Below are 16,293 nucleotides of genomic sequence, written 5' to 3' on the forward strand. Positions count from 1 at the left end.
GCGTGTTCTGGCTGAAGCTATCGACTCAGACGTCGTAGTACAGCGAGAACTCGTACGGGTGCGGGCGCAAGTTGACCGGAGCGATTTCCTGCTCACGCTCGAGCGAGATCCAGGTCTCGATCAGGTCGGTCGTAGACACGCCACCCTCGGTGAGGTAGCCGCGACCGGACCCACCGTTCATCGACCGTGCCTGGAGATTCGCCACCGCACCTCTCAAAAGGGATAAAGTCGGCGACTTGTGCGAGATCTGTTGCGGTATGACTCCGGAGCTTCTAGCGTTGGGTTCGTTCGAGATCGGCCCTAACCGGAACAACCGCAGCGGTTTAGCGGTAAGTACGAGAAAGGACGAAAATGTCGAAATTCGTTTATTCAAAAATCCCTGTTCGCACCGTGGTGGGCGGGGCTCTTATGGCGGTCGGTGGAGCCACCGTGATCGCATTCGGTGGATCGGGCGCAATGGCTCAAGCGTCCCCGCTGGGCTGTGCAGGTAGTGCGGCAGTTCTTGGGGGGACCGTCGCGTCGACGCCGGAGTCTGCCGGTGCGACAGCGGCTTTGGTCGGTGGTGCCGCGGCCCTTACGGTCGACCAGTGCGGGCAATACATTCCAAATCCGCAGCAGCAACCAATTGGCATATCGGATCCCGACCGCGCGCTGGGTCCGGGTGAGCGCAGTGGCGAGGCGGACGACGTAAGTGGCTACTGATTTGTAACCGCAAAACGCATCGAGAGCCCGGTCCGACATCGTTGGGCCGGGTTTTTCCGTGTGAAAGTGGCCCGCAGCGTTTCAGAGTTGAATCTCGTGCAAACGCGAGAAGTTGAAACACTGATACGAAAACGCCCGGCCGAAATGATTCGGCCGGGCGTTTCTTCGTGAAATCTATCGACTCACACGTCGTAGTACAGCGAGAACTCGTACGGGTGCGGGCGCAGGTTGACCGGAGCGATCTCCTGCTCACGCTTGAGCGAGATCCAGGTCTCGATCAGGTCGGTCGTGAACACGCCACCCTCGGTGAGGTAATCGTGATCGGCCTCGAGACGGTCGATGACCGCGTTGAGCGAGGTGGGTGCCTGAGGAATGTTCTTGGCTTCCTCGGGCGGCAACTCGTAGAGGTCCTTGTCGACCGGAGCCATCGGCTCGATCTTGTTCTTGATTCCGTCCAGGCCCGCCATCATCTGAGCAGCGAAGTTCAGGTACGGGTTGCCCGAGGAGTCCGGCGCGCGGAACTCGAGGCGCTTGGCCTTCGGGTTGTTGCCGGTGATCGGGATGCGCACTGCCGCGGAGCGGTTGCGCTGGCTGTAGACCAGGTTGATGGGGGCTTCGTAGCCCGGCACCAAGCGGTGGTACGAGTTGATCGTCGGGTTGGTGAAAGCCAACAGCGACGGTGCGTGGTGCAGGATGCCGCCGATGTAATGGCGTGCGAGATCCGACAGTCCGGCGTATCCGGCCTCGTCGTGGAAGAGGGGCTTGCCGTCCTTCCACAGCGACTGGTGCACGTGCATGCCCGAGCCGTTGTCGCCGAAGAGCGGCTTCGGCATGAACGTCGCCGACTTGCCGTTCTTCCACGCGGTGTTCTTGACGATGTACTTGAACAGCTGCAGATCGTCGGCCGCGCGGAGCAGCGTGTTGAACTTGTAGTTGATCTCCTGCTGGCCGCCGGTGCCGACCTCGTGGTGGGCACGCTCGAGCTCGAAGCCCGCGTTCTGCAGGTTGGTCGAGATCTCGTCGCGCAGGTCCACGTAGTGGTCGTACGGGGCGACGGGGAAGTAGCCACCCTTGTAGCGAACCTTGTAGCCGAGGTTCGGGCTGCCGTCGGCCTCGGTCTCGGCACCGGTGTTCCACCAACCCGAAGAAGAGTCGAGTTCGTAGAACGCACCGTTGGCCTGCGAATCGAAGCGAACCGAGTCGAAGATGTAGAACTCGGCCTCGGCACCGAAGTACGCGGTGTCGGCGATGCCGGTGCTGGCCAAGTACTCCTCGGCCTTGCGTGCGACGTTGCGCGGATCGCGGCTGTACGCCTCACGGGTGAACGGGTCGTGGACGAAGAAGTCGATGTTCAGCGTCTTCGCGTTGCGGAACGGGTCGATCTGAGCGGTGGCGTAGTCCGGCAGCAGAATCATGTCGGACTCGTGAATCGACTGGAAGCCGCGGACGGACGAGCCGTCGAACGCGAGGCCGTCTTCCAGGGTGTCCGCCGTGAACGCCTTTGCGGCGATCGAGAAGTGCTGCTGTGCACCCGGCAGATCCGTGAATCGGATGTCGACGTATTCGATTCCTTCATCTGCGATGAACTTGATGACCTCTTGGGCCGTGGAAAACGCCACGCTTTTGCTCCTTAGTTGAGTCCGTCGAACTGACGGTATGGACTTGGTGTTGCCCGCCCGTCAAGCTCGTGTTTCGCCCGTGTTACGCGTCCTGGTTCACGAGTGGCACGAACAACAGTACGTCCGCGTGTTTTCCCGTGTCTCCGGTCGCGCCTATCCTGGAAATCATGGCACGAATGACAGGGTCCTGGTTGTCCGGACCGGCGGCCGCGAACCCACGACAACCACAGAACTATCGCGGCGAAGAACTGGGCCTACCTCAGCAGGGGGTCGGAGCACTGGCAGGTGCAGGGCGCAGAATTCTGGCCCTGATTCTGGACTGGACCATGGCGACCGGCGTGGCGTCGCTGATACTCGGCGGTTACACCACGAGTGGGTTGATCTCGACGATCGTGCTTGCGGTGTGGTTCGCAGTAGGACTGGTGACCGTCTCGCTGTTCTCGTTCACCCCGGGGCAGTTCGTGGTCGGCATCCAGGTCGGTCGCATCGACGCTCACGCGCGAGTCGGTTTCGTCCGGGCGCTGGTTCGCCAGCTGATACTGCTGTTCGTCGTCCCGGCGGTCATCACCGACATGGACGGACGCGGAATGCACGACCGCGCAACGGGAACAGCCCTGCTGCGGACCCGCTGAGGGGCGCGCACCAGGGCTGCTGTGGGCTGTCGATCGGGATCTAGCGACGCTTCATGGTCCGCTGGACGCCTTTCATCTTGGCTCCGCCGGGAACGGGTCCCTTCGGCATTGCCGGGCCACCCTTCGTGCCGAGCGCGGAGAGCCGTGACTCGATGGTGTCCATGCGCTTGCCGTCGATGTTCTTGGGCAACTTCGACAGATACTTCTGCAGACCCGACAGAGGAATCTGGTTCTCCCCGTTTCCGACGATGACGTCGTAGATCGGGGTGTCGCCCACCAGGCGGGCGGTCTTCTTCTTCTCCTGCGCCAGCAACGCCTTCACACGCTGCGGTGCACCCTCGGCGACGAGGATGACGCCGGGCTTGCCGATCACCCGATGCACGGCGTCGAGGTGAGTGGTACCGGCGATCGCATTGGTCACGCGCCACGAACCCTGCAGGTTGTCCAGGGCCCAGGCCGCCGCACCGGCTTGGCCGTCGGCCTTCTTGTACACCGACTTCTGTACCCGGCGACCGAAGATGATGAAGGCGACCAACACGCCGAGCAGCAAACCGATGGGGAGCAGGAACCACTGAAAGCCGAAGGCGAGGCCGATGAGGAAGCCGACGAGCCCGAGCCCGACCACCGCCCCGATCATCAGCGGAAGGAGAGCCTTGTCGTCCTTGCGCTGCATCTGGAACGCCTGCCACAGCTGACTGCGGCGCTCCTTCGATGCCTTCTTGCGGGCCGCTTTCGCGGCTGCTTTTGCTTCCTTGCTGGGCTTCGCTGCTTTGCCAGCCTTACTGCCGTTCGCCATACCTCACAGGATACGTCCTGTGCCGACGCTCACTTGCACCGCTCCGGCTCGAGAACGAGGATCAGCGAGCGGCAAGACGGGCCATCAACGAACTGGCCTCCTGCGATGCTTCGCCGCCGTCGGTCAGATGGCTCATGCTCTCGGGCAGCTCACGACCGTGATGCGCCATGGCCTGCGCGTAGAGGCGTCCGGCACGGTAGGAGGAGCGGACCAACGGCCCGGCCAGCACGCCGGCGAACCCGACCTCGGTGGCGTAGTCGGAGTGCTCGACGAACTCCTCGGGCTTCACCCACCGCTCGACGGGGTGGTGCCGCGGGGAGGGGCGCAGGTACTGGGTGATGGTCAGGATGTCGCAGCCCGCCTCGTGCAGGTCGCGAATCGCTTCCTGCACCTCCTCGGGCGTCTCGCCCATGCCGAGGATGAGGTTGGACTTGGTGACCAGACCGTCGTCGCGCGCTGCCGTGATGACGTCCATCGACCGCTGGTAGCGGAACGCCGGACGAATGCGCTTGAAGATGCGCGGCACGGTCTCTACGTTGTGGGCCAGTACCTCCGGTCGCGAGGAGAAGACCTCGGCCAGCTGATCGGGCTTGGCATTGAAATCGGGGATGAGCAGCTCGACACCGGTGTTCGGGTTCAGCTTCTTGATGAAGCGCACCGTCTCGGCGTACAGCCACGCACCGCCGTCCTCGAGATCGTCACGGGCGACGCCGGTGATGGTGGAGTAGCGCAGACCCATGGCCTGCACGCTCTCGGCCACGCGGCGCGGCTCGTCTCGATCGAGATCGTCCGGCTTGCCGGTGTCGATCTGACAGAAATCGCATCGGCGGGTGCATTGCTCACCGCCGATGAGGAAGGTCGCTTCGCGATCTTCCCAGCATTCGTAGATATTCGGGCAGCCGGCTTCCTCGCACACCGTGTGCAGACCCTCACGCTTCACAAGACCCTTGAGCTCGGTGTATTCCGGGCCCATCTTGGCTTTGGTCTTGATCCAGTTGGGTTTGCGTTCGATGGGGGTCTCCGCATTTCGGATCTCGAGGCGGAGCAGCTTGCGTCCTTCTGGGGCCACAGTCACAGATTCGATGCTACGCGCCGAACCGAACGGTGGTGAACTGCGGGTTGACAGACGCGCCGACCGCCGCCGGATGCTCTATGTCGTGGTCCTGCACCGGCATCGAACCGTCGAGGGCAGCCAGTATCGCGGAGGTGACGGCGGCGAGGACGTCGTCGGTCGTCACGTCACGTCCGAGCTCGAGCGACAGGGATGTGACGCCCGCATCGGCGATGCCGCAGGGGACGATCGCGTCGAACCCGGTCATCACTGCATTGCAATTGAGTGAGAAGCCGTGCAGCGTCACCCCGCGCTGGACGCGGACCCCGATCGCAGCGATCTTGCGCTCGGGAAGCCAATTACCGTCGCGCATTTCGGCTGCAAGCCACACCCCTGAGCGGCCGTCGACGCGTCCGCACGTGATGCCATAGCCGGATACGACGGAGATCAGCGCTTCTTCGATACGGCGCACGTACTTGACGACGTCGATGGGCTGCGCGAGCTTCACGATGGGGTATCCGACCAATTGGCCGGGACCGTGCCAGGTGATCTTGCCGCCGCGATCCACCTCGACGACGGGAGTGCCGTCTCGTGGCATGTCTTCCTCGGCAGTGCGTCGTCCGGCCGTGTAGACGGACGGATGCTCGAGCAGCAGCAGTGTGTCGGAGCCGATACCGTCGGCCCGGGCCCCCGCCAGGTCGCGCTGCAGAGCCCACGCCTCGGTGTACTCGACGGTGCCCAACTCGCGCACCTCGACAGGGTCGGTGCTCGCGCGTGCAGATGCCCGGACCGACGAAGAGTTCGCGTCACTCATGATTGGGAACGGTACGCCGCGTCAGCTGCCCACAGCTACTCGCAGTGCCTCTCCCACGGTGTTGTGCTCGAACGTGTAGCCCGCGTCCTCCAGAGCCTTGGGAATGGCACGCGGCCCGGTGAGAATGGCCTCCTCGGCAAACTCGCCGATCACTGCCTTGAGGGCGAAGCCGGGGACCACCCACGGCGCAGGGCGGTGCACCGCACGCGACATCGCACTGTTGAACTGCGCGTTCGTCACCGGGGTCGGACCCACCATGTTGACCGGTCCACGCAAGGAATCGCTCTCGATGCCGTGGACGATGGCACCGATCTCGTCTTCCAAGGAAATCCATGGGAAGTACTGACGTCCACTGCCGAGCCGCCCGCCGAGGGCGAACAAGTACAGCGGACGAAGCTTGCCCAGCATTCCACCGCGCTGCGAGAGCACAACGCCGCTGCGCAGCATGATCGTGCGTACACCGGCACCGGACGCCGCAGACGTGGCGTTCTCCCAATCCCGACAGACCTCGGCCAGAAAACCCTCACCGACGGGAGCGGTCTCGTCGACCACTCGGTCGCCGGTATCGCCGTAGAAGTTGACGCCGCTGGCATTGATCAAGGTCGGTACTCCCGCGTCGGCGGCAGCTCCGGCGAGCACCTCGGTGGGAGCGATTCGACTGTCGCGCACCAACTGCTTGTAAGCACCGGACCATCTCTTGTCGCCGATTCCGACACCACACAGGTTGACGATCGCGTCGGCACCGTCGAGGGTGGCCGCGTCGATGCTCCCGCGGGACGGGTCCCACTGGGACTCGTCCGGTCCCGCCGGCGAACGCCGTACGAGGCGGGTGACGTCGTGGCTGCGACCCCGCAGTGCTGCGACCAGGGCCGTGCCGATCAGTCCCGATGAACCTGCAATGACTACGCGCATATGAACGAAAGCCTCCTTGACGCAGACCGGGGCATCATTCGCGAACGAATGATGCCCCGGATGCTCGGTTCGTGCCCCTCTTGTCGAGACTCCGATGCGAATGTTTCGCGCTCTCACCAGAATACGTGAGAGGCGCGATTCGCCGGTTGCCTACAGGCCGAGATCGGCCTCGAACGACGCCACTTCGAGACGCTGCTTGATCGTCGTCAAGAAGCGGCCCGCATCGGCCCCGTCCACCAGACGGTGGTCGTAGGTGAGCGGCAGGTAGCACATCGAGCGGACACCGATCGACTCGTTGCCCGAGTCGTCCTTGACGACGACCGGACGCTTGACGATCGCACCCGTACCCAGCATGGCCGCCTGCGGCGGAACCAGGATCGGGGTGTCGAACAGCGCGCCCTGGCTGCCGATGTTGGTGATCGTGAACGTGCCACCGGACAGCTCGTCCGGCTTCAGCCCGCCCGAACGTGCGCGGGTCGCGATGTCGTTGATCGCTCGAGCCAACCCGGCCAGCGACAGGTCACCGGCGTTGTGGATGACGGGGGAGAGCAGACCCTGCTCGGTGTCCACGGCAATGCCGAGGTGGACATCGGCGTGGTACGTGATCTCCTTGGCGTCCTCGTTGATGCTTGCGTTGACGTTGGGATGCGCCTTGAGAGCCTCCACGACGGCCTTCGCGAAGAACGGCAGGTACGTCAGGTTGACGCCCTCGTTCTCGGCGAACTTCGCCTTCGCCTTCGTCCGCAGACCGGCGATCTTGGTGACATCCACCTCGAAGGTCTGCGTGAGCTGCGCAGAGGTCTGCAGCGATTCACGCGTCTTCTTCGCGGTGATCTGACGGATCCGGTTGATCTTCTGCGTGGTGCCACGAAGATGCGCGAGTTCCGGACGAACACCGGCGGTTGCCGGCGCAGCAGGCTTGGCGGCAGCGGCGGGCGCAGCCTCGGCTGCCGGAGCTGCCGGAGCCTTCTTGGCCTCGGCTGCAGCGAGCACGTCCTGCTTGCGGATGCGTCCACCCACGCCGGTGCCCTTGACCGTGGAGAGATCGACGTCGTTGTCCGACGCCAACTTCCGCACCAGTGGTGTGACGTACGGGCTGGAATCACCAGAGGGTGCCGACTCCTTGGCGGGAGCTGCCTTGGGGGCTTCCTGCTTGGGCTCGGGCTTGGGCTCGGCCTTCGGAGCTTCCTGCTTGGGAGCCTCCTTCTTCGGCTCTTCCTTCTTCGGCTCCTCGGCCTTGGGGGCCTCGGGCTCCGGGGTGGCCTCGGGCTCGGGGGCCTTCTCGGCCGGCGATCCGGATCCGATGACGGCGAGCTGGCCACCGACGGCGACCGTGTCGTCTTCCTCGGCGGAGATCTCGAGCAGAGTGCCGGCGACCGGAGAAGGAATCTCGGTGTCGACCTTGTCGGTGGAGACCTCGAGCAGCGGCTCGTCGACTGCAACCTCGTCGCCGACGGCCTTGAGCCATCGGGTCACGGTGCCTTCGGTGACGGACTCACCCAACTCGGGCATCGTCACCGGCGTACCGGATCCGGACGAGTCGGACGACGCACTCGCTGCGGGTGCCTCCTCCTCGGCCTGCGGTTCGGGCTCGGCTGCGGGAGTGGGCTCCTCGGCAGCTTCCTCGGGTGCCGACTCCTCGGCGGGAGCAGCGTCCTCGGCCGGTGCGTCGGACGAGGGGGCCTCGCCTGCGTCACCGATCTGGGCGAGCTCGCCACCGATCTCGACGGTGTCGTCTTCTTGAGCGACGATCTTGGTGAGCACACCGGCAGCAGGCGACGGGATCTCGGTATCGACCTTGTCCGTGGAGACTTCGAGCAATGGCTCGTCGACTTCGACGGTGTCGCCTTCTTGTTTGAGCCACCTCGTGACAGTTCCCTCGGTGACACTCTCACCGAGAGCTGGCATCTGGACGGAGAAGGCCATGTCTGTTGACTCCTCGACAGTTGTATGCGGGTGATGTAGTTCTTACGACTTGTGGTCGCAGACCATTGTGCTGGCGGAACAGGGTTCATGGACGAGAGTTGCGTGATTCGGTTCGACGGAGGCACCGGTGCACCAGACACCGATCGAGCATGTTCGGCTCGATACAGCGCCCACGTCGACACTCCCTCTCGGCAATTCACTCACTCACTTCACGAGCCTTGGTTCACTATCAAGAGAGTTGAACCCTCTAGTGTCATCCTTCCATTGTTATCGCCTCGCCGTTCCCCTAGGGCACACAACACGCCTGGCAAACTGGCGGGTAACAACATTTCCGGCATCCGTGCCGGCGATCCATAGGCCGTACGAAAAGGATGTTCTCGTGGGATTGTTCGATCGACTCAAGCGAAGCGGCGGGGCCGCCAAACGCGGCCCCGAAGGGTCGGTCGCCCAGTACCTGGCCGATTGGACCGCGGCGCGAATCGGTGTGGAGGCCTACGTCGAGCCGAAGACGACGGTGACCCCGCTGACCGTCGTACTGATCGCGAACGACGGCGAATGGACCCGTCGGCCGCTGGATGAAAAATATGCACGAAAGATCGGACCCGACCTGAAGATCCCGGTGTACGACGTCCGCAAGACCGGGTATCCCCAGCGAATGCGCGACCACGATGCGCGCCAGAAGATCATCAAGAAGCGCGAACAGCAGCAGCGCGACGTGTGATCGAAGTCCGTGCACGAGGACGTTGCTCCTCGCGCACGGACGGTCCGAATCAGCCGTTCTCGACTATGTCTTCGAGAACCGCGAACATGGTCCGCACCGGAACTCCGGTGCCGCCCTTGCCGGTGTAGCCGAAGGGGCCTCCGGTGTTGTAGGCCGGGCCGGCGACATCGATGTGAGCCCATTCGACGCCGTCGGCCACGAATTCTTTGAGGAACAGAGCTGCTGCCAGCATTCCTCCGGCCCGGCCGTTGGTGACGTTCGCCAGATCGGCCACCTTGGAGTCGAGTTCGCGTCGAATCTCCTTCGGAAGCGGCATGGCCCAGCCGTTCTCGCCGATGGCCTGGGAGATTTCGGCAACCCGGTCGCGGAAGTTGTCGGTACCCATCACGCCCGGCGTTCTGTTGCCGAGCGCTACGACTTGAGCCCCGGTGAGCGTTGCGGTGTCGATGAGGTAGTCCGGATCGTCCTCGCAGGCACGCACGATCGCGTCGGCGAGCACCAAGCGACCTTCGGCGTCGGTGTTGATGACCTCGACAGTGATGCCGCCGTACTGGGTCAGCACATCACCCGGGCGCTGCGCGGTGCCCGACGGCATGTTCTCCGCCATCGGCACCGTCGCGATGACATCGAGTGGCAGACCGACCTTGGCTGCCAGGATCACCGTCGCGATGACGGCGGCCGCACCGCCCATGTCCGAAGTCATGTTCTCCATTCCCGCAGCGGGTTTGATGGAGATGCCGCCGGTGTCGAACGTGATTCCCTTACCCACCAGAGCGACCTTCTTCGCACCCCGCTTGCCGCCCGAGTGAGTCAGGCGAACCAGCCGCGGCAACCGCGAAGAACCCTTGCCGACGCCGTGAATGCCGCCGTAGCCGTCCTTCTCCAAGGCCTTGTCGTCGAGGATCTCGACTTTCAGTCCAGCTGCGGTGCCGAGCGACTTGGCTCGGTCCGCGAACTCCTCCGGGTAGAGGTGGCTCGGTGGGGTGTTCACGAAATCACGTGCCACCGCCACCGATTCGGCAATGGCGACCGAGCGCGCCAATTCGTTCTTCGCGTCCTTCGATCGAGAGTCGGCAACGAGCAATTCGACGCGGGCGAGGGGGAGACCGTCGGCCTTCGGTGCCGACAGCGCGGACTTGAATTCGGTGAACTGATACGCGCCGAGGAAGAACCCCTCTGCGGCCGCTCCGAGATCGAGTGCCGACAACGTCGTCGCGGCGGTATCCACGCCCTTCAGCGCGCGAGCCGCAGTTCCGGCCGACTGACGAATGCGTTCGCTGTCGATGTCGGCAGCGTTCCCGAGGCCCACTGCCAGGACACTGAAGACGGGCAGTCCGGACGGAGCCGGGATACGAACGAGCTCGTCGGCTTTGCCGGTGGCGCCGACGGATTCGAGGGCGTCGAGGAGTTCGGAAGCAACGGCGTCGTCCGAAATGTCGTCGGTGATGGCGAGCTCGAGACCGTCGTCACTGGTACTCAGCGCGACAACGAGAACATCGACTTTCTTGCCGAGCTTGCCCGCGAGGACCAGGTCGGGTCCGAGAGTGCGGGATAGCGTCGAAGGTGAAGGCACGTGGCTGCTCCTGTAGGGGTTGACGTGTAGGTAACTCGATCCTAATGACGACGCAACTCTCCAGAGATCGAGGGACGAACTCGGTGCGCAGGGCCGAACGAGCCGTCATGTGAGCTAGCGTGACCGCCATGACCGACACCGACCTGATCGAGGGCCCGCTGCACGCAGTACACACCGAATTGGGCGCGACATTCGCACCTTTCGGCGGTTGGACCATGCCGGCGTCGTACGCCGGTGTGGTCGTCGAGCACACCGCGGTGCGGGAAACCGTAGGCCTGTTCGACGTCGGCCACCTGGGCAAAGCGTCGGTCACCGGACCCGGCGCTGCCGCCTTCGTGAACTCGGTCCTGACCAACGACCTCGGCCGCATCGAGCCGGGTAAGGCGCAGTACACCCTGTGCTGCACGGAATCCGGCGGCGTGGTCGACGACCTGATCGCCTACTACGTCTCCGATGACGACGTATTCCTGGTGCCGAACGCAGCCAACACGGCTGATGTCGTTGCCGCGATGGCAGCGCAGGCACCCGATAGCGTGTCGGTGGTGAACCAGCACCGCGAGTTCGGAGTGCTGGCCGTGCAGGGGCCGAAAGCGGCCGAAGTTCTGCAGGAATTGGGTCTACCGACCGACATGGACTACATGGCGTTCGAAGACGCGACCTGGAATTCGGTGGCCGTGCGGGTGTGCCGAACCGGTTACACCGGCGAGCACGGATACGAACTGGTTCCTCCGGCGGGAGATGTGGAACCGCTCTTCCGCGCCCTGCTGGCCGCTGTGCGGTCTCGTGGGGGACAGGTGTGCGGGCTCGGAGCACGCGACACTCTGCGCACCGAGATGGGATATCCGCTGCACGGACACGAACTGTCACTGGACATTTCGCCTTTGCAAGCTCGGTGCGGTTGGGCAATCGGCTGGAAGAAGGACGCATTCTGGGGCAAGGAGGCATTGACCGCGGAGAAGGCCGGCGGGCCGACGCGAACGCTGCGCGGACTGAAGGCGCTCGACCGCGGCGTGCTCCGTCCTGGTCTCACCGTGCGGGTGTCGGGTCAGGACATCGGGACGACGACCTCCGGAACGTTCTCACCGTCGCTGAAGGTGGGTATCGCCCTGGCCTTGCTCGACGCCGAGGTAGCTCCAGCGGTAGGTACGGAGGTCGAGGTCGATGTTCGTGGTCGAGCGTTGCGCTGCGAAGTGGTCGCGCCCCCGTTCGTCGCCGCGAAGACCAGGTGACCGCGAGAGAGCGCGCGACCTCCACGATAGGATCTCGGGCATGACAGGTGTTTCCGAATTCACGTACGTGCAGCATCCCTCGCCCGCTACACCGGCGGAGCGCGACGCGGTGCTTGCCGCACCCGGATTCGGAAAGCACTTCACGGACCACATGGTGTACATCGACTACACCCGAGACCGTGGTTGGCACGACGCGACGATCGCTCCGTACGGCCCGATCGAGCTCGACCCGGCGGCGATGGTGCTGCATTACGGCCAGGCCATCTTCGAGGGCCTCAAGATCTACCGACAGCCGAACGGTGACCTCTCGACGTTCCGGGTGGAGTCCAACGCCGAGCGGTTCCGGTCCTCGGCTCGCCGGCTCGCGATGCCGGAACTCTCGGACGAGCTCTTCGTCGGATCGATCGAGAAGCTGCTCGAACTCGACCACGAGTGGGTCCCCGCGGCCGGCGGTGAGGACGCGTTGTACGTCCGGCCGTACATGTTCTCCACCGAAGCCGGGCTGGGCGTGCGCCCTGCGGACTCCTACCGCTACATGCTGATCGCCTCGCCTGCAGGCGCGTACTTCCCCAGGGGAGTCAAGCCGGTGAGCGTCTGGCTGTCGACCGAGTACGTCCGAGCGGCACCGGGCGGTACCGGAGCCGCGAAGTTCGCAGGCAACTATGCCGCGTCACTCCTCGCCCAGGCGCAGGCCAGCGACGAAGGATGCGATCAGGTGGTCTGGCTCGACGCGACCGAGCGCCGCTACGTCGAGGAGATGGGCGGGATGAACCTGTTCTTCGTCTTCGGCTCGGGCTCCGATGCGCGACTGGTGACGCCATCGCTGTCCGGATCACTTCTCCCCGGCATCACCCGTGACTCGCTGCTGGCGCTGGCGACGGACGCCGGCATCCCGGTCGAAGAACGCCGGATCTCCACCGAGGAGTGGCGCAAGGGTGCCGACTCGGGCGAGATCACCGAGGTGTTCGCCTGTGGCACAGCGGCCGTCATCACTCCGGTCGGCAGCGTCAAGTCCACCGAGGGAGCCTTCGAGATCGCAGGCGGCGAGCCCGGCGAGATCACGCTCGCGCTGCGAGACACGCTCACCGGCATTCAGCGCGGCACGTTCGCCGATACCCACGGTTGGATGACCACACTCCGCTAGCTCCCGACAAGAAGGCCGATCGAGGCGAGGGCGGTGGTCGTCTCGATTCCGGCTCCGAGCACGTCGCCGGAGAGACCGCCGAAGCGTCGGACGCAGTGCCGAGTCAGAACCACGGCAAGGGCCAGCACGGCGACCACCACCAGGGGTCCCTGCCATGGTCGGTCGGCCTGAGCACACACCGAGATTGCTACTGCCGCAAGCACCCACACTGCCCGGGCTGCTGTCGACTGGGTGCCGGCAACGAGTGCGCCGAAACCGCTGGGTGCTGCCGCGTCGATACCCCGACGGCACGCGAGCACCACCGACACGCGACCGATCGCCGGCACGATGACGATGGCCCACCACAGGTGTTGCTGAGCGAGCTGACCCAGGCTCGCAGCTTGAACCGCCAGGACGAGAGCAATGGCGGCCACTCCGAACGGACCGGCGCTGCCGGACTTCATGACTTCTCTGGCGCGCTCGGGCGGGCCGTAGCAACCGAGCCCGTCTGCGGTGTCGGCCAGGCCGTCGAGGTGCATCCCCCTGGTCAGCAGTGCAGCAGCAGCGACCCCGATCAGTCCGCTGAGCAGCGGCGACAGTCCGGCGGTGACCGACACCCACACCAGCGCCGCGCAGATGCCGCCGAGAGCGAAACCGACGATCGGAGCGAGAGCTATCGCCCGTCCGGCCGAGTGTCGATCGACGTTCTCGGGGCCGCGTACGGGCAGCACGGTCAGCCAGGAGAACGCGAGCAACAGTCCACCGGCTCGCCCGCGCACCGTCAGTGGTCTTCGCTGTCACCGGTGCTGACACCGGAGTCGGCGAAGGTCGCCATCGAGTTCAACGTGCCGACGCCCGCACGAACCAGAGGCAGTGCCGCGAGGGCACCGGACCCTTCACCCAGTCTCATGTCCAGCTCGACGATCGGTTCGAGCCGCACATGACGTAACGCAAGTGTGTGAGCGGGCTCGGCGGAGCGGTGCCCGGCAACCCACCACTCCCGTGCTCCGGCCGCACCGTCCTCTGCCACCAACGCGGCTGCGGTCACCACGAGGCCGTCGAGAATCACCGGGGTGCGCCGATGCGCGGCCTGCGCGAGGAATCCGGCCAACGCCGCGATGTCGGCACCACCCGCGACCCGAAGCAGATCGGTGGGGTTCTTGGCGACCGGACGCGCTCGGCGCATGGCGTCCCGGATTGCCGCGGTCTTCCTGATCCATCCTGCGTCGTCGATTCCGGTGCCGCGCCCGACGGCGGCGACCGGTTCGGTATCGGTGAGCGTGGCGATCAATACGGTTGCGGGAGTTGTGTTTCCGATGCCCATGTCGCCTGCGATGAGGAGATCGGCACCACCGTCGACCTCCTCGTCGGCAATGGCGGCTCCGGCAGCGACGGCTGCTCGAACCTCGTCCTCGCTCAACGCGTCCTCACGGTCGATAGATCCGCTGGAACGTCGAACCTTGAACGCGGACACCGAAGGGTCGGTCTCGGCGTCCACCGCGATATCGACTACGCGCACCGTGGCACCGGCGAGGTCTGCGAGCACGTTGACCGCTGCACCGCCACCGCGAATGTTCTCGACCATCTGGGCTGTCACCTCGGACGGGTACGCAGAGACTCCATGCGCCGCGATCCCGTGATCGCCGGCGAAGACGATGACGCGCACTCGCCCGAGCGAGCGTGGCGGGCAGCTGTCCTGGCACGCGGCGATCCATTCACCGAGCTTCTCCAGTCGCCCGAGGCTGCCGGCGGGCTTGGTGAGCTCACGTTGACGATCCTCGGCGGCCGACCGAGCCGAGTCGGACGGAGCGGTCACCGGACGAAACGGCGATGACTCCGAATCTTCTGCCGAAAAAGTTGTCACACTTCGCCTTTCGCGGTGATGAATTCCGCCGGTGGTTCCTTGAGGGTCAGCGCGAGTCCCGCGACGACCAGCAGAACCCTGTCACACACGGCGGCGAGTCGAGAGTTGAGCAGCCCGAGCTCGTCTCGGAAGAGGCGTCCGGAACGAGACCCGGGAACCACGGATAGACCTACCTCGGGACTGACCAGAACAAGGGTGGACGTGCAGTCCGCAACCGCCTCGACCAGATCGTCGACGGCCGGTGTGATCGTGCCCCGGGGTTGCTCCCACGCACGAGCGTCGTCGAGCATCCCCGTCAGCCACGTTCCGAGGTCGTCGACCAAGGTGGTGCCGTCCCAGGGCTCCGAGATCGATGCGGCCAACGAGGTCACCGTCTCGACGGTGGACCAATGCTGCGGTCTCGACGCCCGATGGAGATCGATGCGACGCTGCCAATCCTCGTCGGTGTGGTCGCGCCTACCGGTAGCGAGATAGCGAACCGGCTCGGTGACGGCACACGACTCGGCGTGCGCGGACTTACCGGATCGGGCACCACCGAGTACGAGGGTTCGAGTCGGTCGACCCACCGACGTCAGACAGCCGCGCCGGCGCTGACTCGCGGCTTGGGTGCGCGCATCTTGCGAATCTGGGACGCGCGGACGAAGGCGTACCACCCGATCTTGAAGCCGCCGTCCGTGGTCTCGGGGAATCGGACTCGGATCTTGTTGTTGATCATCTTGCCGAGGTAGATGCCCTCGCCGACCATGAACAGCATCATCACGAACATGCCGAGAGTGACGTACTGCTGCACAGCGGGCTGAAGGAACAGCGCGAAGATCAAGATCAGTGCGAGCGGCATGAACAGCCCGACGAGATTGCGACGCGCATCGACGATGTCGCGAACGTACGCGCGAACCGGTCCCTTGTCGCGGGGGAGTAGGTACTTGTCGTCACCGGCCAGCATGCGAGCGCGGCGTTCGGCTGCGGCGGCGCGGCGTTCGTTGGACGCGGCCTTGCGGTCTTCCTTGCTGCCCTTGTTCGCCTTGCGGCGCTCGCGCGCCTCTTTGCTCGTCAGGGGAGCCGGAGCAACCGGACCGCGACGACGAGCCTCGGCGTCACGGCGCTTGGGTGTCGGCCGGCCCTTGCCGAGGGACACCGGAGATGCGGCCTCGTTCCCGGACGCAGTCGACTCGGATTCGTTCGAGTTCTGTTCGTCCGAATTGTCGGAGTTTCCACGGCGTAGCAGCTTCACGCATCCAGAGTATGGGATGACGCATCGATATCGAACACCGGCCAGGTCAGCTCGCGGATCAACAGATGCCGTTCGCCTGCTGCGGCCCTAGACTTTCGAC

Annotated in this window: 15 protein-coding genes and 1 pseudogene; 4 read left to right on the plus strand and 12 right to left on the minus strand. The window is 64.8% G+C overall.

The features are described from left to right. Positions 1 to 25: 25 nt before the first annotated feature. Positions 26 to 157, minus strand: a pseudogene (locus O4220_RS11820) (hypothetical protein); the annotation flags it as partial. A 727-nt stretch (positions 158 to 884) separates the two neighbouring features. Further along, entirely contained in the window at positions 885 to 2,321 is a 1,437-nt protein-coding gene (gene glnA / locus O4220_RS11825; RefSeq protein ID WP_008715657.1) for a type I glutamate--ammonia ligase, read from the minus strand. A 167-nt stretch (positions 2,322 to 2,488) separates the two neighbouring features. Between glnA and O4220_RS11830 the strand changes: the two genes are divergently transcribed. After that, positions 2,489 to 2,953: an RDD family protein gene (locus O4220_RS11830; protein WP_269604344.1), complete on the plus strand. Its 465-nt coding sequence runs from the start codon at positions 2,489 to 2,491 to the stop codon at positions 2,951 to 2,953. 40 nt (positions 2,954 to 2,993) lie between these two features. Here O4220_RS11830 and O4220_RS11835 read toward each other — a convergent pair whose 3' ends face one another. The 5 genes from O4220_RS11835 to sucB all read right to left on the minus strand — a co-directional run bounded on the left by O4220_RS11835 (position 2,994) and on the right by sucB (position 8,452). Continuing rightward, positions 2,994 to 3,749, minus strand: a complete 756-nt coding sequence (locus tag O4220_RS11835) for a DUF4191 domain-containing protein (protein WP_269604346.1) — start codon at positions 3,747 to 3,749, stop codon at positions 2,994 to 2,996. A 61-nt stretch (positions 3,750 to 3,810) separates the two neighbouring features. Then, positions 3,811 to 4,824, minus strand: coding sequence for a lipoyl synthase (gene lipA, locus O4220_RS11840; protein ID WP_170944795.1), 1,014 nt, complete (start codon positions 4,822 to 4,824; stop codon positions 3,811 to 3,813). Positions 4,825 to 4,834: 10 nt separating this feature from the next. Further along, positions 4,835 to 5,614: a lipoyl(octanoyl) transferase LipB gene (gene lipB, locus O4220_RS11845; protein WP_269604349.1), complete on the minus strand. Its 780-nt coding sequence runs from the start codon at positions 5,612 to 5,614 to the stop codon at positions 4,835 to 4,837. A gap of 21 nt (positions 5,615 to 5,635) precedes the next feature. After that, the gene (locus tag O4220_RS11850) at positions 5,636 to 6,526 is read right to left on the minus strand and encodes a TIGR01777 family oxidoreductase (RefSeq protein ID WP_269604352.1); all 891 of its coding nucleotides are present in this window, start codon (positions 6,524 to 6,526) and stop codon (positions 5,636 to 5,638) included. A 150-nt stretch (positions 6,527 to 6,676) separates the two neighbouring features. Beyond that, a complete protein-coding gene (sucB, locus tag O4220_RS11855) occupies positions 6,677 to 8,452 on the minus strand; it encodes a 2-oxoglutarate dehydrogenase, E2 component, dihydrolipoamide succinyltransferase (RefSeq protein ID WP_037177409.1) in 1,776 nt (591 codons plus the stop codon). Positions 8,453 to 8,831: 379 nt separating this feature from the next. Here sucB and O4220_RS11860 point away from each other — a divergent pair, with 379 nt between their 5' ends. Then, a complete protein-coding gene (locus O4220_RS11860; RefSeq protein ID WP_420030375.1) occupies positions 8,832 to 9,173 on the plus strand; it encodes an oxidoreductase in 342 nt (113 codons plus the stop codon). Between the two features lie 49 nt (positions 9,174 to 9,222). Here O4220_RS11860 and O4220_RS11865 read toward each other — a convergent pair whose 3' ends face one another. Further along, positions 9,223 to 10,746, minus strand: coding sequence for a leucyl aminopeptidase (locus O4220_RS11865; protein WP_269604356.1), 1,524 nt, complete (start codon positions 10,744 to 10,746; stop codon positions 9,223 to 9,225). A gap of 128 nt (positions 10,747 to 10,874) precedes the next feature. On the opposite strand from O4220_RS11865, the gene gcvT reads away from it, so the two are divergent. Next, positions 10,875 to 11,975, plus strand: coding sequence for a glycine cleavage system aminomethyltransferase GcvT (gene gcvT / locus O4220_RS11870; protein ID WP_269604358.1), 1,101 nt, complete (start codon positions 10,875 to 10,877; stop codon positions 11,973 to 11,975). Positions 11,976 to 12,015: 40 nt separating this feature from the next. Next, entirely contained in the window at positions 12,016 to 13,119 is a 1,104-nt protein-coding gene (locus O4220_RS11875) for a branched-chain amino acid aminotransferase (RefSeq protein ID WP_032379083.1), read from the plus strand. Here the strand turns inward: O4220_RS11875 and O4220_RS11880 are convergent. Genes O4220_RS11880 through O4220_RS11895 form a run of 4 tightly spaced genes read right to left on the minus strand, consistent with a single transcriptional unit; the run spans position 13,116 to position 16,193 of the window. Further along, positions 13,116 to 13,877 (minus strand): adenosylcobinamide-GDP ribazoletransferase, encoded by a 762-nt coding sequence (locus O4220_RS11880; RefSeq protein WP_269604361.1) that lies wholly within the window; start codon positions 13,875 to 13,877, stop codon positions 13,116 to 13,118. The two genes, O4220_RS11875 and O4220_RS11880, sit on opposite strands and share 4 nt — an antisense overlap. A gap of 2 nt (positions 13,878 to 13,879) precedes the next feature. After that, on the minus strand, positions 13,880 to 14,962 hold the full coding sequence (cobT, locus tag O4220_RS11885; protein WP_420030376.1) for a nicotinate-nucleotide--dimethylbenzimidazole phosphoribosyltransferase: 1,083 nt from the start codon (positions 14,960 to 14,962) through the stop codon (positions 13,880 to 13,882). Then, positions 14,959 to 15,528, minus strand: coding sequence for a bifunctional adenosylcobinamide kinase/adenosylcobinamide-phosphate guanylyltransferase (gene cobU, locus O4220_RS11890; RefSeq protein ID WP_269604365.1), 570 nt, complete (start codon positions 15,526 to 15,528; stop codon positions 14,959 to 14,961). The genes cobT and cobU overlap by 4 nt, the downstream gene beginning before the upstream one ends. A 5-nt stretch (positions 15,529 to 15,533) precedes the next feature. Next, positions 15,534 to 16,193: a DUF3043 domain-containing protein gene (locus tag O4220_RS11895; RefSeq protein ID WP_269604368.1), complete on the minus strand. Its 660-nt coding sequence runs from the start codon at positions 16,191 to 16,193 to the stop codon at positions 15,534 to 15,536. Positions 16,194 to 16,293: the final 100 nt, after the last annotated feature.

This window comes from Rhodococcus ruber, from assembly GCF_027270735.1.
Taxonomy (GTDB): domain Bacteria; phylum Actinomycetota; class Actinomycetes; order Mycobacteriales; family Mycobacteriaceae; genus Rhodococcoides; species Rhodococcoides rubrum_A.